We start from the raw sequence: 18,317 nt of genomic DNA, 5'->3' as shown, positions 1-18,317 counted from the left end.
GGTGACCGGCATTACGGGCGCCGGCCGGCAGGTTACGCCCGGCGTTCGCCCTCGATGCTGCCCCCGGTTTCGCCCTCGGTTCCGCTCTCGGCCCCGCCACCGGTTTCGCGGTCCCGTTCGCGGGGGACTGCGGTGCTTCCGTCCCGGCCACCGGGCGTCGCAGGGAGGTCGGCGGGGCCCGGATCCGCGGCGGAGTCCGCGGAGTCTTCCTGCCCGGGTTCGGCAACTGCCGTCACGTGCTTCGCGCGCTTGACGCTGGCCCGGTCGATGAGCAGGAACAGGAGCGATCCAACCAGGATGCCGGCCAGGCCGAACAGCACGGCCAGGAAGGCGAAAACGGTGCCGCGCGTGAACTCCGCGTTCTCCGGCCCGGTGTAGGCAGACACGGCGGCCAGCACGACGCCCAGCACGGCCCAGACGGCGATGAAGGGCGCGTACTTCGGCGCCCGGCGAACGGTGACGTCGCGGCGCTCCGGCTCGATGGGTCTGCGGTCGCGAGCCGGTTCTTGCTCAGAAGTCATACGATCCAGCCTACCGGGCGAAGAGCGGCAGCTTGTCCGCCAGTTCGGCCCGCAGCCCGGAGGCAGCGACCCTGCCCTCGGCGATGGCGGTGTCCCATCCGAGCGCCCCCGTCACCAGGGCAAGCCAGGTGGCGGGGTCGGTTTCCACTACGTTCGGCGGTGTGCCCCGGGTGTGCCGGGGGCCCTCGATGCACTGGGCGACGCCGAACGGCGGCACCCGCACCTCCACGCTGTTGCCGGGGGCACGCTCGGCCAGTTCCTCCAACGCGTACCGCACCGCCGTGGCAGTGGTCTTCCGGTCCGTGGCGCCGCCGCGCCACGCACCCACGGCGGCGTCGCCCTCCCGAGCCGGGATCCGGCGTCGTACTCCCATCGATTAAGGTCCTTCCGGGGCTCAGTCCAGCAGCGCGACCATGGGCGGTGCCAGCCGCAGCCTGCCGACCGGGTGGCCGCCGCCGAGGACGGGCTTGACCACGTCCTCCAGTACCGGGCCCACCTTCTCCACGTCGACGGCGCCGCAGGCGGCCAGCAGGGTCAGCGCGATCAGGGAACCGGCGCGGCCGCTGCCGTCCAGGATCTTCACCGCCACCGAGACGCCGTTGGGTGTGGCCATCACCATCACGCCCTCGGCGCCGGACTTGGCAACGACCCCCAGCTGCTCCATCACCACGGTGTTTTCCTGGCCCCAGCCGTGCACCGCCCACGGGTAGTCCAGCATGGCGGTGGCGATGGTGGCGGCGCGGGCATCGGCGTTCTTGTCCGCGGGCGCCTTCGCCAGCTTCCCGACGGCGCGGGCCAGTCCGGTCAACGACAGCGCGGGTGCCGGGGCGCCGCAGCCGTCGACGGCGATGTGCTCGATCTTTTCTTCGGCGTACTCCTCGATGACCTCCATCACGCGGCGCTGGAGGGGGTGGTTCGGCTCCAGGTAGGTGTGGGTGTTCCAGCCGTTCTCCACGCAGGCCCAGAGGAAGGCGGCGTGCTTGCCGGAGCAGTTGAAGGACAGCCGCTGCTGGCCGCGTTCGGTGCGGACCAGCCAGCCGCGCGCCTGCTCGTCCTGCGGCCAGGCCGGCGGGCAGCGCAGATCGGCGTCGGTCAGGCCGGCGGCCTTGAGCATGCCCTCCACCACGTCCATGTGCTCCAGCGACCCCACATGGCTGGCGCAGGCCAGGGCCACCTGGTCGCCGCGCAGCGGGACGCCGGACTGCATGGCGGCCAGGGCCTGGAACGGCTTGAGGGTTGAACGCGGGAAGATCGGTGCGGTGATGTCGCCGAGTTCGGTCACCACGGTGCCGTCGGCGGCCATGACCACCGCGGAGCCCAGATGGCGGGACTCGATGAAACCGTTGCGTTCAACGACGGCCAGTTCCACGGCGTCCGCGGCTTTGAATGTCTCGGGCATGGACTTAGTTTAGGGCCGGTGCAACAACTTCGAGGCTCCGCCCCGCGACCAGTAGGCTAGTTCCTTGTGAAGGTACTTGTGATCGGCCCCGGCGGCCGCGAGCACGCAATAATCCGTTCCCTGCTGGCCGATCCCTTTGTCACCGAGGTGCACGCCGCCCCCGGCAACGCCGGCATCGCGCAGCTGGTGCCCACGCACCAGGTGGATGCGGGCGACCCGGCGGCGGTGACCGAGCTGGCCCGGCGGCTGGAGTCCGACCTGGTGGTGGTGGGCCCGGAGGCCCCGCTGGCCGCCGGCGTGGCCGACCCGCTGCGCGCGGCGGGGATCCCGGTATTCGGCCCCAGCAAGGAAGCGGCCAGGCTTGAAGGCTCCAAGGCCTTCGCCAAGCAGGTCATGGCCGCGGCGAACGTGCCCACCGCCATGGCGCATGTTGCCACCAACGCCGACGAGGCGGCCGAGGCCCTGGATTCGTTCGGGGCCCCCTACGTGGTCAAGGACGACGGGCTGGCGGCCGGCAAGGGCGTGGTGGTGACCGAAGACCGCGATGCCGCCCTGGCGCACGCCCAGGCCTGCTTCGACGCCGGCGGTTCCGTGGTCATCGAGGAATTCCTCGACGGCCCGGAAGTCTCCCTGTTTGTGATTTCCGACGGCGAACGCGCCATCCCGCTGGTGCCGGCGCAGGATTTCAAGCGGATTTTCGACGGCGACGAGGGCCCGAACACCGGCGGCATGGGCGCCTACACGCCGCTGACCTGGCTGCCGCCCGGTTTCGTGGACGAAGTCATGGACCGCGTCGCGCTGCCGACCATCCGCGAGATGGCCCACCGCGGCACCCCGTTCGTGGGCGTGCTGTTCTGCGGGCTGGCCGTGACCGGCCGCGGCCTGCGGGTGATCGAATTCAACGCCCGCTTCGGAGACCCGGAAACCCAGGCGGTACTGGCCCGGCTGCGCACACCGCTGGGCGGGCTGCTGCTGGCGGCCGCCAAGGGGGAACTGGATGACACCGAACAGCTGGTCTGGTCCCGGCGGTCCGCCGTCACGGTAGTGCTGGCCTCGGAGAATTACCCGGGAACCCCGCGCACCGGAGACCGGATCCGGGGCCTGAAGAAGGCCAATGCCTTGACCGACGTGCACGTGATCCACGCCGGGACCGCCCTGGACGAGAACGACAAGGTGGTCAGCGCCGGCGGGCGGGTACTCGCCGTCGTCGCGCTGGGTGAAGACCTGGTGGAAGCCCGCGAACGTGCCTACGAAGGCATCGAAGCCATCAGCCTGGAGGGGTCGCAGTACCGCAGCGACATTGCCCTGCTGGCCGCCGAGGGCAAGATCAAGGTGCCCGCGTCCGGCACGAACTCCCGGGCCGGCGCACAGAGAGACTGAGGACCGTCAACCATGGCATTTGCCCCCGAAGTACTCGAACTGCCCGGCTGGAAGCACGTCTACTCCGGCAAGGTCCGCGACCTGTACGTCCCGGCCGCCCCGCAGCAGGTGGAGACGGCCAGCGACGACATTGCAGCCGAGGGCCTGTTGGACCGGCGCAATGACACCGTGCTGGTGGTGGCGAGCGACCGGATCAGCGCCTACGACCACGTGCTGTCCAGCGAGATCCCGGACAAGGGCCGGATCCTCACCCAGCTGAGCCTGTGGTGGTTCGAACAGCTCGCCCAGGGGGACGACCCGGTGGCGCACCACGTGGTGTCCACCGAGGTGCCCGACGCGGTGGCCAACCGGGCGATGGTCTGCAAGAAACTGGACATGTACCCGGTGGAATGCATCGCCCGCGGCTACCTGACCGGGTCCGGCCTCGCCGAGTACCGGCAATCCCGGACCGTGTGCGGGTTGCCGCTGCCGGCCGGCCTGGTGGACGGCTCCCGGCTGGAGCCAGCCATCTTCACCCCCTCGGCCAAGGCCGAGGTGGGCGAGCACGACGAGAACATCACCTACGACGCCGTGGTGCAGACCGTCGGGGCGGAGACCGCTGCCCGGCTGCGCGAGAAGACGCTGCAGATCTATACGCGCGCCGAAGCGATCGCACGGGAGCGGGGAATCATCCTGGCGGACACCAAGGTCGAGTTTGGCGTCGACCCCACGACGGGGGAGATCACCCTGGGCGACGAGGTGCTGACCCCCGACTCCTCGCGGTTCTGGGACGCGGACACCTACGAGCCGGGCCAGGCGCAGCCGTCGTTCGACAAGCAGTTCGTGCGTGACTGGCTGACGTCGCCCGACTCCGGCTGGGACAAGAACTCGGACGCCGCGCCGCCGGCCCTGCCGGAGGACATCGTGCAGAAGACGCGGGCGCGTTACGTCGAAGCCTACGAACGGCTCACCGGCCGGACGTTCGCCTGACCGGCAGCGGCGCGGGGCCGTGCCGGGCGCTCCCGGCCGCGCCCAGGGGGTCCGGCAGAGGGCGGGCCGGCAGAGGACGGGCCAGCAGCCCGGCCGGGCCCGCGGGGGAGTCGGAAGCGGGTTCCGCTATTCGGCCAGCTGCGCGCTCGGCGGCCGCCAGCCGGGCCGCGGCTTCGGCGACGGCCGTGGCATAGTCGCCGGCACCGCCGTCGTCGGCCGGACCAAGGGAATGCAGCGCGTCCGCACGTTTCAGGGCCCGCAGCATGGCAGCGGTCGCCGGGCGCGAGACGTCCGACATGTCCGGGTAATCGATGGCCAGCGCCGGATCCAGTTCGTAGGCCAGCCAGCGGGACCGGAGGGCGTCGTGCCGGGCCGCGGCTTCATGCCAGTCCCGGCTGTCCTGGTAGCGGATGGCGGCGGCGGCGGAACGGCTGATCCGCCAGACGGCGGGCGCGGCGCAGCCGGCAGCCAGCAGCAGCCAGAGCGGCACGGCGGACGGAAAGACGACCGCGGCGGCGAGCACCACGGCCAGGGCGCAGCACAACCCGGAGAAGCAGTACCAGAACGCGGTGTCCGGATCGGGGCGGCGGCGCAGGCCGCGTTCCACCGCGTAGGAGGTCAGGAAAACCACGGCAGCCAGCACGGCCGTGGCCACGGCCAGCTGCGCGAACTCTGCGAGGAACATAGACACCCCTGCTGACGGAGTTATCTTCCATTCCAGTACGCGGCGCCGGCAGAGTCAATGGTGAGGGCGCCGCGGCGCCCGCGGGTCACTTGTGGACGCGGCCGACGACGTCGTCCAACTGCTTGAGGACCAGGGCCTGCGGCGCCTTGCTCATCACCGTCCGCTGGAGCTTCTGCTTCCACGGCTTCTGCTGCCGTGCCATGGCCGCCATCTTGCGCGAACGCTCGACGACCTTGGCGGTATGCGGGGCCCGGGCCCGTTCGTAGTTGCGCAGGGCCGTGGTGATGTTCCAGTCGGCGTTCAGCGCGTCGGCCAGCGCGACGGCGTCCTCGAGGGCCTGGCCGGCGCCTTGGCCGAGGAACGGCAGCATGGGGTGCGCGGCGTCGCCCACCAGGGTGGCGTGGCTGCCGGACCAGACGGCGGCGGGTTTCCGGTCGAACAGTTCGTGCGCCATGATGTCCTGGCTCTTGGTGGCGCCGATGACCGCCCGGACGGCCGGGTGCCAGCCCTCGAAGCGCTGCAGGGCCAGGGTGCGCCAGAGGACCTCGTCGTCCTGCGCCAGCACATGGTTGGGCATGGTGGCGTACCAGTAAATGAGGTTACCGGGCAGCGGGACCATGCCGAAGACTTCCCCGTTGCCCCAGGACTCACCCCAGGGCAGCCAGGCGGGATCGAGGTCGCCGATCGGGCAGACCGCGCGCATTGCGGTGATTCCGGAGGCACGCGGGGCGCCGTCGCCGACAAGGTCGTGGCGGACCAGCGAGCGCAGGCCGTCTGCGCCGACCACCAGGTCGGCGTGCAGGGAGCCGCCGTTGTCCAGCGTGACCGTTCCGCCGTGCGGATCGCGCCGGAACTTCACCGCCTGCAGGCCCAGATGCACCGTGTTCACATAGAGCGCGTCGTTCAACAGCGTGGTGAGGTCCGAGCGGTGGATGGAACGCAGCGGGTGGCCGTAGCGGCGCCGGAGGTCGTCGCTGCTGAACGTGGACAGCACGTTGCCGAACTGGTCGTGCGAGCTGCCGCCGACCGGGAGGGAGGCCTCTTCAAAGGCGTCCAGCACGCCGAGCCGCTGCAGGGCGCGCGTCCCGTTGGCCCAGATCGTCAACCCGGTGCCCAGCTGCTGCAGCGTTCCGGCGCGTTCGACCACGTGGACTTTCCAGCCGGTTCGTTGCAAGGCCCGCGCAGTGGCGAGCCCGCCGATCCCGGCCCCTACGATGAGCGCCGAGCGCTGCAGAGACCCCATGGGTCCATACTTCCCGCTTTTGGGCCGGGTTCACAACTTTCGTCCGGTACAAACCGGTTCCGGGAGCGGAAAAGCAAGAACTCCCGCCGCTCCGAAGAGCAGCGGGAGTTCCGTGGTTGGTCGGGGTGACAGGATTTGAACCTGCGACCTCGTCGTCCCGAACGACGCGCGCTACCAAGCTGCGCCACACCCCGATACCGTTGCCCCCGCCGTCGTCGTGATGGCCGCGAAAGCAACTGTTCAAGGATAGCGGAGACAGCCCCCAAAGGAGAAATCGGCGACGGCCCGGCCCGGCCTCGGTCAGGCCAGGCGGCGGCCCGGCCCAGGCCTCGGTCAGACCAGACGGCGGCCCGGCCCGGCCTCGGTCAGACCAGCGAGTCCCTCCACGCCGCGTGCAGTTGGGCGAAGCGGCCGTTGCCGGCGATCAGTTCCGCCGGCGAGCCGTCCTCGACCACCCGGCCCTCGTGGATGACCAGCACCCGGTCGGCGATCTCGACGGTGGAAAGCCGGTGCGCGATGATCAGCGCCGTGCGGTTGCCCAGCAGCGTCTGCAGGCCCTCCTGGACCTGGCGCTCGCTGGGAATGTCCAGCGACGCGGTGGCCTCGTCCAGGATCAGCACCGCCGGGTCGGCCAGGAACGCGCGCGCGAAGGAGATGAGCTGCCGCTGGCCGGCCGAGACGCGGCCGCCGCGCTTGTTCACGTCGGTGTCGTAGCCCTCGGGCAGCGACAGGATGAACTCGTGGGCGCCGACGGCGCGGGCGGCGTCCTCGATCTGCGCGCGGCTCGCCTCCGGGTTGCCCAGGGCGATGTTCTCCGCGACGCTGCCGCTGAACAGGAACGCTTCCTGCGTGACCATCACGACGGCGCGGCGCAGGTCTTCGTTGGAGAGTTGCCGCAGCTCGATCCCGTCCAGGGTGAGCGACCCGGAGGTCAGGTCGTAGAAGCGGGCGATCAGCTTGGCCACGGTGGACTTGCCGGCCCCGGTCTGCCCGACGACGGCGACCGTCTGGCCGGCGGGAATGTCCAGGTTCAGCCTGGGCAGCACAACCCGGCCGTCGCCGTAGCCGAAGACGGCATCGCGGAACCGGATCGCGCCGCGGGCGTCCTTGAGCGGGACCGGCCGGGCCGGGGGCACGATGGTCGGCTCTTCTTCCAGCAGCCCGGAGACCTTCTCCAGCGCGGAGGCCGCGGACTGGAAGGAGCTGTAGAACATGGCAATCTGTTCGGTGGGGCGGAAGACCTGCTTGGTGGCCAGCAGCACGGCGACCAGGGTGCCGATGGCAAGGTCGCCGTCGAGCACCCGGAAGCCGCCGATCAGCAGCACCGCGGCCACGGTCAGATTGCCGACGCCATTCAGAACCGGCTGGAGCACGCCGAAGTACCTGATGTTCCGCAGGGTCGCGCCGCGGTAGTCGGCGGCCAGCTCGTTGTAGCGTTTGGAGTTGTCCCGCTCGCGGCGGAAGGCCTTGACCGCCCGGATGCCGGTCATGGTTTCCACGAAGTGCACGATCAGCCGGGCCGACACCACCCGGGAGGCCCGGTTGGCCAGCTCTGAGCCCTTTTGGTACCACCGGGTGACGAAGGCGATGGGGATGGCGGCGACCAGGATGATCAGCCCGCTCTTCCAGTCCAGTCCGGCGATGCTGATGGCGGTGAAGAGCATGAACATCACGCCGGAGGTCAGCTGGGTGACGCCGTTGTCCAGCAGTTCCCGCAGCGCCTCCAGGTCCGACGTCTGCCGGGAGATGATCCGGCCGGAGGTATAGGTTTCGTGGAACTCCAGGCTCAGCCGTTGGGTGTGCCGGAAGACCCGGACCCGCAGGGCCAGCAGCATGGCCTGGCTGAGCCGGGCGGTGACGTAGATGTAGGCCGCCAGCAGGGATCCGCCGGCGATCGCGACGGCGGCGTAGGCGGCGCCGACCAGCGCCAGGGGCATGGTGTCGCCGGCGGTGAAGGCCGGCAGCGCGTTGTTGATGCCGAAGGCCACCAGCACCGGACCGGCCGCCCGGGCGGCGTTGCTGGCCACCACCAGCACGATGGAGAGCGCGAACAGCCGCTTGTGCGGGGACACCAGTTCGCCCAGCAGCCGCAGGGAGCGCCGCCTGACGGCTTTGCGGTCGGTTCGGTCCAGATTGATGTTGTCTTCGCCGGCGACTCCGGTCATGGAACTCATCGGGCTTCCTTCGCGTCCAGGACGTCTTCGACGGTGGGTTCGGCGGCCAGCGAGGCGATCACGTACCGGTAGTGTGTGCTGCTGCGCAGCAGCTCCGAGTGGGTGCCGACCGCCGTAATCCGGCCGTCCTGCAGCAACGCCACCCGGTCGGCCAGCGCCACGGTGGAGGGTCGGTGGGCCACGATCACGGTGGTGGTGCCGCGGAGTTCTTCCCGAAGCCGCTGCGTCACCGCTTCTTCGGTCCGCACGTCCAGGGCCGAGAGCGGGTCGTCCAGCACCAGCACGGCCGGCTGCGCGGCGATGGCCCGGGCCAGCGCGATCCGCTGCCGCTGCCCGCCGGACAGGCTCAGCCCTTCCTCGCCGATCCGCGTATCCACGCCCTGCGGCAGGTCGTAGGCGAACCCGGCCTGCGCCACCTCGAGCGCCCGGTCTAGGAGGTCCTTGTCGCTGCCCGGACGGGCACCGAGCAGCACATTGTCCCGGACCGAGGTGGAGAACAGCGTGGAGTCCTCGAAGGCCACCGACACGCGGGCGCGCAGCTCGGCCAGCGGGAGATGACGGATGTCCGTCCCGTCCAGGAGCACGGCGCCGGAGGTGACGTCGTACAGCCGGGGGATCAGCTGCAGCAGGGTGCTCTTGCCCGAGCCGGTGACCCCAACCAGCGCCAGGGTTTCGCCCGCGCGCACGTGCAGGTCCACCCCGTCAAGGACCGGGGCCGCGTCCGCGGCGGCGTCGGGATACCGGAAGACGACGTCGGACAGGCACAGTTCCCCGCGCACGGGGCCGGCCGGTGCGGGTACTTCCGGGTCGATGATGGTGTTCTTCGTATCCATCACGTCGAAGTGCCGGTCCAGGGCGGTCTTCGCCGTCAGCGTCATGCCCATCAGGGAACCGATCGCTTCCACCGGACCGGCCACCACGGCGGCGGTGGCGAAGAAGGCGACCAGGTCGCCCACCGTCATGTGCCCGCCGGAGACCTGCATGATGCCGATGACCAACGCGGCGCCCAGCACCAGATCGGGCAGCGACACGACGGTGGCGAGGAACTTGGACAGCGTGCGGGCCTTGGCCAGTTCGGTCTGGCGCAGTTCTTCGGCCTGCCCGTGGAAGTTCTCCAGCGCGTACTTGCCGCGGCCGAAGGCCTTGAGCACCCGGATGCCGTGCACCGATTCCTCCACCGTGGTGGCGAGGTCGCCGGCCTGGTCCTGGCTCAGCCGGGAGGAAGCGCCGAACGCGGTACGGAAGCGGAACCCCTGCCAGACAAGGGGCACGGCGGCGGCCAGGAAGATCAGTCCCAGCAACTGGTTCAGCGCGAACATCAGCGCCAGCCCCGCGACTACCGTCACGAAGGAGACCACCAGCATGAGGGACCCGAACGCCAGCCACCGGCGGATCAGGCCCAGGTCGGCCATGGCTCGGGAGAGCAGCTGGCCCGAGCCCCAGCGGTCATGGAACGCGGCCGGCAGGTACTGCACGTGCCGGTAGAAGCTGGTGCGCATGCCCATCTCCACGTCCGTGGCGGGCGCGATCGCGAACACGCGCCGCAGGTACACGAGGCCGGCCTCGGCCACGCCCAGCACGGCAATGACGACGGCGGGGCCCCAGACTTCCGAGGGGCGGCCGCCGGTGTGGATGGTGTCCACCAGGCCGCGCAAGACCTGGGGAATGGCCAGTGCCACCAGGCTGGCGCCGAGGGCGCTGAAGAATCCCAGGATCAGCCGGGGGAGGATGGGCCGGACATAGTGCTTAAGCCGGGCGATCGAGCGCCAGAGGGATAACTCAGTCATGTGGTCGATTCGTCGCAGTGGTTCGGAGGGCTTCGTGTACTGCAGCAACTATCCTAGCGACCGCATTGAGGCGCTGGTCACTGATAACCCGGCCCGAGGCGACACGTTGGGAAACCGATCCTTGCTAGGCTGTGCGAAACCATTCACCTACGGGGGCGGGCATGGATCTGGCGGACGTCGCGAACGGCTTCGGGGTGTTCCTGGGGATGTCAATGCTCTTTTCGCTGCTGCGGGTGGCCGGCGTCCTGCTCTTGGTGCTGCGCAAGCCGGCCGGCTGGCTGGTGCTGCTGGCGGAACCGGTCCTGTCCATGGTGTTGATGGGCGTGGCGGGCGGATTTAGCTTAGCCGTCCTGGTGTTGCCTGCGGTGGCCGCCTACGGATGGTGGCGGTGGCGGTGGGGCCGGCGGCCGCGCCGGCAGCCGGCGACCGGCGGGGTTCCGGTCCATCCGGTAGAGCGGTCCGACTGGCTGGCCGCGGCCGGGCTGATCGCACTCGTCCTGTTTTTCTTCGGCATAGACGTGCTGCCCATGATGCTGATGCTCATGGCGGACCCGTGGGCGATTGCTGAAGCGGCGGTCGTTAGCCTCCTGACTCCGCTGCTGTACCTCGGTCTCGCGCGCGGCGTTATCGAAGCGTGGTGGATCGGCGTCGCCCTCTCGCTGATGGGGCTGGCCAGAGGGGCAGCGAACGCAAACCCGCAGGTCCTGTTTGCTCTGGACGGCATCGTGTTCACCGTCCTGCTTGGAATTTTGAGTCTGTACGGCTGGTCCAAATGGCGCGAGGCGCATGCGGAGACGGCCGCTTCGACGTAGCATCGCGGCGCCGTGCTTAGGCCTGGCGCCGAGCCGCTTGGGACCGCGGATTCGCGCGCTGCTGGCCTTCCACCTGATCGCGCGCTCGCGGGCTGCACGTTCGGCAAAGGGGCAAAGGGCGAGCAAGGGGCAGGGGGCCGAGCCTGCTGCAGGAGGTCTGGGAAAGTAGGCCGGCTGGAGCTCCAACGGATGCGATGCAAGGCCATGGCCGCAAATCTAGGCAGGAGGCATCCCGGGCCATTCGCATTGTTACCCACATGCCCTGCCTTTCGGCACTACTCCTACACACTGGGGCCTTTTGATGGCTATCGAATGTGTGTACGAATAAAATTGTGGTATGGCTCTTGCACCGTTGGACCGCACCGGGGAGATCGAAGCACCCCTGGCCCAGGCGTTTGCGCTGCTGCAAGATGCCGCCGACCGCTTCCCCGATGAGTTGTCGTCCCTGTCTTCCCGGGACCTGGCCAACACGGTGGCGGCGGTGGAGGGCGTTTCGAAGCTGGTGGAGTTCCTGCAGGCCGTCGGCGCCCACGCGGTGGAGCGGGCGGACATCGCCGCCACCGGGGAACACGCGGCGGCCCCAGGACTCGGAGGCAGCGCCGGGGCCGGCGCAGAGGCCGGTGACGCCGGGTCGAACACCGCGGGGCCCGGCGCAGAGCCCGGTGACGTCGGGCCGGGCACGGCGGGGGCGGGGGAGTGGGCGGACCCGGCGGCGGCGATCAGCACCGGGAGCGTGGGCGCCGCGGCCCCGGACAGGTCCGGGGCGCAGCACGTGCGGCGCGGCCGCAAGACGGAGTTTGCGAACACGGCGGAGTATCTGCGCTCCCGGTTGGGGATCGGGATTGTCGAGGCGCGGCGCCGGCTGCGGGTCGGCAAGGCGATCACCGCGCCGGTGCGGTTGGACGGGGAACCGGGTGCGCCGGCGTTGCCGGTCTTGGCCGAGGCCATGGCCGGCGGGGAGGTCAGCGGCCAGGCCGCGGCCCTGGTGGTTGATTCCTTGGACCGGGCCCGCCACGCCGGCAGCCCGGAGGCGTTGCAGGCGATGGAAGCGTCGCTGGTCCGGCAGGCCGTGGACGCCGACGCGGACACCCTGGTGATGGTGGCCAGGACGTGGGAAACCGCCGTCGACCAGGACGGTGCCGAACCGTCCGAGGAGGAACTGCGGGCCAGGCAGGGCATGTTCTACCGCGGCCGGCGCCGCGGCCTGCACCAGTTCGTCATCAACACCACCGACGCCCAGTACGAAGCCCTCGCCACCGTGATGAACAGCGCCGCCAACCCACGGATCCGCCCCGACGCCATCGAAACCGCCGCCGTCTGCAGCACCCCTGCAGACACAGGGGAAGCAGACGGAACCGGCAACGCCAACACCGCAAAGGCGGGCCCGGCCGGTGCTGGGGAGTCCCGCACAGAAGGTGGCGGAACCACGGTCGCCGGCACGGCCAGCGGCGGCGGTAACCATGATGTTCCCGGTACCGGAACCGGCACCGGCGCCGGTACCACGGGGGCAGGCAGGGGCGGAGTCGGTGCCGCTGAGGCTGATGGGACGGACGGGGCCGTTGCGGAGGGCAGCACGGCTGCTGGATCCGGTCGCCCCGGCGGTGGAGGCCCCGCCGGTGTGGATCCGGCCGTGGTGGAGGCGATGGATGACGCCACACGGGCGCAGAAGCTGCTCGCGGGACTGGTAGGGGCCTGCCGGATCGCGCTGAACACCGGCAGGCTTCCGGACTCGGGTGGGCACCGCACCCAGGTGATCGTCACCACCGGGTACGAGCAGTTGGCCGGGCTGCTCTCCGGCGGCGGCAGCGCGGTCTTCAACGGCCCGGTCTCGGCCACCACCGTGCGCCGGATGGCCTGCGACGCCGAGATCATCCCGGCCGTCCTCGGATCCGAGGGCGAGATCCTGGACCTGGGCCGGTCGCAACGGTTCTTCAACCGCGCAATCCGCCGGGCACTGGTCGCCCGGGACAAGGGCTGCGCGTTCCCGGGCTGCAGCATTCCCGCGTTCTGGACGGAGGCGCACCACATCATCCCCTGGTGGGCCGGCGGCCGCACCGACGTCAACAACGGGGTGTGCCTGTGCCTGCTCCACCACGACCTGATCGAGCAAGGCAACTGGGAGATCAACGTCGTCGACGGCATCCCCTGGTTCACGCCGCCGGACTACATCGACCCCCGCCGCAAACCCCTGCGCAACTCCTACTGGCAAACCCACATCCCACCCCAACCACTCCTGGCCTGACCCAGCGATTCGGCGCGGGCGGGTGCGCAGGGCGCAGCTGAGGCAGTCTTAGCGGGCGGGCGCGCAGGGCGCACTAAGGAAGTCTCCACAGGCGGGTGCGCAGGGCGCAGCTGAGGAAGTCTTAGCTGGCCGGCACGCAAGGGCGCATCTAAAGATGCATGTGCGGGCTGCACAGAAGAAGGCGAGAGCTGGTGTGAGACCAGCCGCACAGCGCGCTTCTGTGCTCAGCTGAGCCCGGGGCCGGCCCCGGGGCGGCGGCCTTCGGCAGGGACTTCGCCGGCCGGAGCAGCCGGCTTCAGTGTCAGCAGCACAGCTTCCGGGCGGCAGGCGAAGCGCACCGGAGCCAGACGGGACGTTCCCAACCCCGCCGACACATTCAACGGGGCGCTACGCCCCTCGTGCTCCCAGTACGTCAGCCCCCGGGCACGCCACGTGGGCAGATCGCAGTTGCTGGTCAAGGCACCGTAGCCGGGGAGGCGGACCTGGCCCCCGTGGGTGTGCCCGGCCAGCATCAGGTCGGCGTCGTCGGCAGTGAACCGGTCCAGCACCCGCTGGTACGGAGCGTGGGCCACCGCGATCCGCAGGAATGCGGCCTCATCGGCGGACGTCGAACCGTTGGGGAAACCCGAATAACGGTCGCGCTGCAGGTGCGGATCGTCCACGCCCGTGAAGTCCAGCCGCATGCGGCCCACCACCACCGACTGGTGCCTGTTGGTCAAGTCGATCCAGCCCGCGGTGCCGAAAGCCGCATGCATCTCCCGCCACGGCAGTTCACGCTCCGCGTAGTCCTTGGGCTGAGAGGAGGGGCCGGTGAGGTAGGAGAACGGGTTCTTCATCACCGGGGAGTAGTAATCGTTGGAGCCCGGCACGAACACGCCCGGAACGTCCATCAGCGGTGCCAGCGACTCCAGCAGGGGCTGCACGGCGTCGTGATGGCTGAGGTTGTCGCCGGTGTTGACCACCAGGTCCGGTTCCAGCGACGCCAACTGCCGCAGCCACCTCTGCTTCAGCGTCTGCCCGGGAGTCATGTGGATGTCGGACACGTGCAGGATCTTCAGGGGGCCTCGCCCGGCAGGCAGGATGGGCAGCGTTTCTTCGCGGACCTTGAAGAGGTTCCGCTCGATAACGGAGCCGTAGACGAGCGCGGCCCCGCCCGCGGCCGTGGCCCCAAGGGCCAGGGTGCCTGCGGTCCGGAGCCGTGCTCGCAGCAAGTCAGTGTCCACGGTTAGTCGTCGTCTCCTCCGCCGTTGCCGTTGCCGTTGCCTCCGCCGTTGCCGTTACCCCCGCCGTTTCCGTTGCCGGAATCGCCGGAGTCGCCGCCCGAATCCCCGTCGTCGCTGCCGTCGCTGGAATTCGAGTTGTTGTTCGACTCGGCGGGCGCCGGGGTCTGGACCGGCCGGGGCGGATACATCATGCTGCTCGGCGCGGAGCCGAAGCTGCCCGTCTTGTACAGGCCGGCGACCTTCTCCATGTAATCGGTCCACTGCCCGCCGGCGATGGTCGCACCGTCCACGTAGTCGCGCGTCACGCCGTTGATGGGGATGTTGTTGATCGATTTGTAGGCATGAGGGTTGCCCACCCAGGAAGCAGTGGATATGCCCTTGGTGTAGCCCACCGTCCAGGTGTACTCAGACTTGTCGGTCGTGCCGGTCTTCACAGCGGCGGGAACACCAATCGGATGGATTCCGCCCAGCTGCAGGTTGACCAGATTCTCCAGCGGGACGCTGACGGCAGCAGCTACTTCCTCCGAGATCGCCCGTTCGCAGGACTTCTTCGGCACCTCGTACTCGTTGCCCTGGGCATCGGTCACGGAGGTCAGAGCGATCGGCTTGCAGTACACGCCGCCGTTGGCGAACGCCGCGAACGAAGCCGCCATCGTCATCGGGGACACGTTGGTCGTGCCGATGATGAAGGACGGGTGCTCAATGCTGATCGGTTCCTTGTCCGTCGCCGTCCGAACGCCGAGGCGGGTTGCCGCATCCTGGATGTCACAGAGGTCCAGCTGCGCGGCCATGGCTGCGGTAGCGGAGTTGATCGACCAGGTCAGGCCCTGGCTGGCGGTCATAGTCCGCTCGAAACCGGGCAGCGCATTCTGGAAGTCCCACTCGCTGAACCAAGCGTCCGGGGGCAGGCAGCTGGCGTTCCAGTTGTACTGTGCCGGGTACTCCGTCCGGCGCGCGTCGACCGACGCGTTGAGCGCCTTGCCCGCTTCGAGCCAGGCGACCATGGTGTAGGGCTTCATCGTGGAGCCGGGCTGCCAGCCGTTGCCGCCGCCCATGTCGGCGTCGACGTTGTAGTTCAGCTCCGTGTTGGCCGCGCCGTCTTCGGGGCTGTAGTTGGTGTTCTGGGCCATCATCAGGATGTTGCCGGTGCCCGGCTCAATCGAGACCATGGACGAGCCGACGCCGGACTCATCGCCCACCGGGACTTCCTGCTCGATCTGCTTCTGGCCTTCCTTCTGGAGGCGGGAGTCGAGCGTGGTCTTGATGGTGAGGCCGCCACGGGCCAGAAGCTTCGCCCGCTCGGTGGAGTCCGCACCGAACGCGTCGGACTGCATGATGGCGTGCTGCACGTAGCTGCAGAAGTAGTCGGCGAAGTTTGCCGCGACACAGCCGGAACGTACCGGCTTAAGGTTCAGGTCCAGGTCGCTGGCAACGGCTTTGTCGTACTCTTCTTGGGTGATCTTGCCCGCATTGCGCATGGCTGCCAGCACCGTATTGCGGCGCTCCACCGTGGCTTCCGGGTTGTTCACCGGATTGAAGTAGTTGGGCGACTGCACCATGCCGGCCAGCATGGCCGACTGCTGGATGTTCAGCTTGGCCGCCGGGACACCGAAAAAGGTCTTCGCAGCGGCTTCAATGCCGTACACCTGACCGCTGAACAACACGATGTTCAGGTAGCCCTGCAGGATCTCTTCTTTGCTGAATTCCTTTTCGACGGCGATGGCCAGCTTCGCCTCGCGCAGCTTGTCGCCGATGTCCTTGGTGCCGCTGATGGTCAGCTCTTCGGCCCCCTTGCCCGCGGAAGCGCCGGCGTCGATCAGCACGTTGTTCACATACTGCATGGTCAGCGTCGACGCGCCCTGCAGGTCCCCGCCGGCCATGTTCGTCACCGCCGCACGCATGATGCCCTGGGGGTCCACACCGTTGTGCTCGTAGAACCGCACATCCTCGATGGAGATGATGGCGTCCTGCATGTGCTGGGACACCTTGTCCAAGGTCACCGGGACGCGGTTTTCGGCGTAGAACGTGGCAATCAGCTTGCCGTCGGCGGAGAGGATCCGCGACGGCTGGGACAGCGGCTGCGTCTGCAGCTCGTCCGGCAACTGGTCGAAGTATTCGATCGATGAGGTTGCCCCGACACCGGCCACGGCTGCGGCCGGAACCAGCAGACCGGCTGCGAGCACGCCGCAGAGCGCACTGATACCCAGGAAGCCAACAACTTTGCCTAGGGTGGTCGCAGTGTCGAAGAAGGGGGATTTGCGAGCGGCCATGGGGTTCAGTTTACAAGCAAGCGCTACCCTTTGAGTTATGACCAAATGGGAATACGCGACAATTCCGCTCATTATCCACGCGACCAAGCAGATTCTTGACCAGTGGGGGGAGGACGGCTGGGAGCTCGTCCAGGTGTTCCCCGGCCCGAACGGAACCAATCCGGTTGCCTATTTGAAGCGGGAGAAGCAGTAGCCATGACGGAAACCACTGAAGCCCGGAAGTCCACCGTCGAAGAGCGGCTGGCCGGTCTGGGACTGACCCTGCCGGACGTGGCAGCTCCGGTGGCCGCCTATGTCCCGGCGGTCGTCTCCGGAAACTATGTGTACACCTCCGGGCAGTTGCCGTTCGTCAACGGCGAACTTCCGGCCGCCGGCAAGGTGGGCGACGGTGCCGGCCTGGTCAGTGCCGACGAGGCGAAAAACCTGGCCGCGACGGCCGCCGTGAACGCCTTGGCAGCGGTCAAGAGCGTCATCGGTGACCTGGACCGGATCACCCGGGTGGTCAAGGTCGTCGGTTTCGTGGCCTCCGATCCGGCATTCACCGGCCAGCCGGGTGTGATTAACGGCGCCTCCGAGCTGCTGGGGCAGGTCCTCGGCGAGGCCGGCGCGCATGCCCGCTCCGCCGTCGGCGTGGCCGTGTTGCCGCTGGATTCGCCGGTCGAGGTAGAACTGATTGCCGAATTCAGCTAGTCCGCTTCGCGAGGAGCAGCGCCTCTTCCCCGTGGCGCCGGACCAGTTGGGCGCGGCCCACAGCTGGTTCCACCACGGGGAACGCACGCCGCGCAAGCCCCGGATGGCGTCCTCGGTCGTCCTCGTCCGGGACGGCGCGGCCGGCACGGAAACGTACCTCGGCTACCGGTCGGGGTCCTCTCCCTTGGGCACGGTGGCCTTTCCCGGCGGCAGCGTGGAGGAGAGCGACGGCGACCCGGTGACCTGGTACGGTCCCTCGCCGACCAAATGGGCCGAGATGCTAGGGCTGGACGACCACCGTTTGGCCCACGCCCACGTGGTGGGGGCCATCCGCGAGCTGTTCGAGGAAACCGGCGTGTTGCTGGCTGGTCCTGATGAATCCACTCTGCCGGAGTCCACCTCCGGTGCCGACTGGATGCGGACCCGCGAGGCCGTCGCCGACCAGGAGGTGTCCTTCGGCGAAGCGCTCGGCAAGCGCGGGCTCGGCGTCCGCACCGACTTGCTCAAACCCGTGGCCCACTGGCTCAGCCCCGATTTTGCCCATCGACGCTTCGACACGCGCTACTTCGCTGCGGCCCAGCCGGCCAACCAACGGCCGTCCCTGCTGGAAAGCAAGGGCGTGTGGGCCTCCTGGCTGCCGGCGCAGGAACTGATGGCCGGGCGGACGACCACGGCGCTGGGCGATCTGGTGGACCAGCCCGACACCCGCGGGCTGACGTTCAGCGAGGTGACCTCGCCCGCGGTGGAAATCATCGTGGAAAAGATCGCCGGCGCCCGCGGCTGCATCGCCTACCTCTCGCACAAACGCCCGCAGCGGCTCTACCACCCGGAACTGATCCAGGTCGACGGGGTGCCCATGCTGCAGGTGGCGGCCAACTCGGCCACCGAAGGCGGTGCCGCCCAGCGGGGACGCTGAGCCGCT

Annotated in this window: 16 protein-coding genes and 1 tRNA gene; 7 read left to right on the top strand and 10 right to left on the bottom strand. The window is 69.1% G+C overall.

The window, feature by feature from the left end; translation table 11 throughout:
- Positions 1-32: 32 nt before the first annotated feature.
- From AC5RVZ_RS06180 to AC5RVZ_RS06170, 3 genes are read right to left on the bottom strand one after another with little or no spacing between them, the layout of a single operon-like run.
- Entirely contained in the window at positions 33-521 is a 489-nt protein-coding gene (locus AC5RVZ_RS06180; RefSeq protein WP_494064909.1) for a hypothetical protein, read from the bottom strand.
- A gap of 10 nt (positions 522-531) precedes the next feature.
- Complete coding sequence (locus tag AC5RVZ_RS06175; protein ID WP_494064908.1) at positions 532-894, bottom strand: sterol carrier family protein; 363 nt, start codon at positions 892-894, stop codon at positions 532-534.
- Between the two features lie 21 nt (positions 895-915).
- A complete protein-coding gene (locus tag AC5RVZ_RS06170) occupies positions 916-1,920 on the bottom strand; it encodes an asparaginase (protein ID WP_494064907.1) in 1,005 nt (334 codons plus the stop codon).
- Positions 1,921-1,986: 66 nt separating this feature from the next.
- Here AC5RVZ_RS06170 and purD point away from each other — a divergent pair, with 66 nt between their 5' ends.
- Positions 1,987-3,300: a phosphoribosylamine--glycine ligase gene (gene purD / locus AC5RVZ_RS06165; RefSeq protein WP_494064906.1), complete on the top strand. Its 1,314-nt coding sequence runs from the start codon at positions 1,987-1,989 to the stop codon at positions 3,298-3,300.
- A 12-nt stretch (positions 3,301-3,312) separates the two neighbouring features.
- Complete coding sequence (locus AC5RVZ_RS06160; RefSeq protein WP_494064905.1) at positions 3,313-4,269, top strand: phosphoribosylaminoimidazolesuccinocarboxamide synthase; 957 nt, start codon at positions 3,313-3,315, stop codon at positions 4,267-4,269.
- Here AC5RVZ_RS06160 and AC5RVZ_RS06155 read toward each other — a convergent pair.
- From AC5RVZ_RS06155 to AC5RVZ_RS06135, 5 genes are all read right to left on the bottom strand, one after another.
- Positions 4,247-4,954 (bottom strand): hypothetical protein, encoded by a 708-nt coding sequence (locus AC5RVZ_RS06155; protein WP_494064904.1) that lies wholly within the window; start codon positions 4,952-4,954, stop codon positions 4,247-4,249. The genes AC5RVZ_RS06160 and AC5RVZ_RS06155 overlap by 23 nt on opposite strands.
- 85 nt (positions 4,955-5,039) lie before the next feature.
- Entirely contained in the window at positions 5,040-6,197 is a 1,158-nt protein-coding gene (locus AC5RVZ_RS06150; protein ID WP_494064903.1) for an FAD-dependent monooxygenase, read from the bottom strand.
- Positions 6,198-6,314: 117 nt separating this feature from the next.
- Positions 6,315-6,391, bottom strand: a tRNA-Pro gene (locus AC5RVZ_RS06145).
- 171 nt (positions 6,392-6,562) lie between these two features.
- Positions 6,563-8,371, bottom strand: a complete 1,809-nt coding sequence (locus tag AC5RVZ_RS06140) for an ABC transporter ATP-binding protein (protein ID WP_494064902.1) — start codon at positions 8,369-8,371, stop codon at positions 6,563-6,565.
- Positions 8,368-10,158: an ABC transporter ATP-binding protein gene (locus AC5RVZ_RS06135; protein ID WP_494064901.1), complete on the bottom strand. Its 1,791-nt coding sequence runs from the start codon at positions 10,156-10,158 to the stop codon at positions 8,368-8,370. The genes AC5RVZ_RS06140 and AC5RVZ_RS06135 overlap by 4 nt, the downstream gene beginning before the upstream one ends.
- A gap of 161 nt (positions 10,159-10,319) precedes the next feature.
- Here AC5RVZ_RS06135 and AC5RVZ_RS06130 point away from each other — a divergent pair, with 161 nt between their 5' ends.
- The gene (locus tag AC5RVZ_RS06130; RefSeq protein ID WP_494064900.1) at positions 10,320-10,970 is read left to right on the top strand and encodes a nicotinamide mononucleotide transporter; all 651 of its coding nucleotides are present in this window, start codon (positions 10,320-10,322) and stop codon (positions 10,968-10,970) included.
- A 337-nt stretch (positions 10,971-11,307) separates the two neighbouring features.
- Positions 11,308-13,212, top strand: coding sequence for an HNH endonuclease signature motif containing protein (locus tag AC5RVZ_RS06125; RefSeq protein ID WP_494064899.1), 1,905 nt, complete (start codon positions 11,308-11,310; stop codon positions 13,210-13,212).
- Positions 13,213-13,436: 224 nt separating this feature from the next.
- On the opposite strand, the gene AC5RVZ_RS06120 is transcribed toward AC5RVZ_RS06125, so the two are convergent.
- Together AC5RVZ_RS06120 and AC5RVZ_RS06115 are read right to left on the bottom strand one after the other, a co-directional pair.
- Positions 13,437-14,435, bottom strand: coding sequence for a metallophosphoesterase (locus tag AC5RVZ_RS06120; RefSeq protein ID WP_494064898.1), 999 nt, complete (start codon positions 14,433-14,435; stop codon positions 13,437-13,439).
- A gap of 2 nt (positions 14,436-14,437) precedes the next feature.
- Positions 14,438-16,705 (bottom strand): transglycosylase domain-containing protein, encoded by a 2,268-nt coding sequence (locus tag AC5RVZ_RS06115; protein WP_494064897.1) that lies wholly within the window; start codon positions 16,703-16,705, stop codon positions 14,438-14,440.
- A gap of 37 nt (positions 16,706-16,742) precedes the next feature.
- Here AC5RVZ_RS06115 and sp36 point away from each other — a divergent pair, with 37 nt between their 5' ends.
- Genes sp36 through AC5RVZ_RS06100 form a run of 3 tightly spaced genes read left to right on the top strand, consistent with a single transcriptional unit; the run spans position 16,743 to position 18,311 of the window.
- Entirely contained in the window at positions 16,743-16,898 is a 156-nt protein-coding gene (gene sp36, locus AC5RVZ_RS06110; RefSeq protein ID WP_493978079.1) for a Sp36 family protein, read from the top strand.
- Positions 16,899-16,900: 2 nt separating this feature from the next.
- Positions 16,901-17,395 carry a RidA family protein gene (locus tag AC5RVZ_RS06105; RefSeq protein ID WP_494064896.1) on the top strand — a complete coding sequence of 165 codons (495 nt, stop codon included), beginning with the start codon at positions 16,901-16,903 and terminating at the stop codon, positions 17,393-17,395.
- Complete coding sequence (locus AC5RVZ_RS06100; protein ID WP_494064895.1) at positions 17,379-18,311, top strand: NUDIX hydrolase; 933 nt, start codon at positions 17,379-17,381, stop codon at positions 18,309-18,311. Before AC5RVZ_RS06105 ends, AC5RVZ_RS06100 begins: the two co-directional genes overlap by 17 nt.
- Positions 18,312-18,317 lie beyond the last annotated feature (6 nt).

Source organism: Arthrobacter sp. Cza30 (genome assembly GCF_059090765.1).
This window is presented reverse-complemented; position numbering and strand designations above follow the sequence as displayed.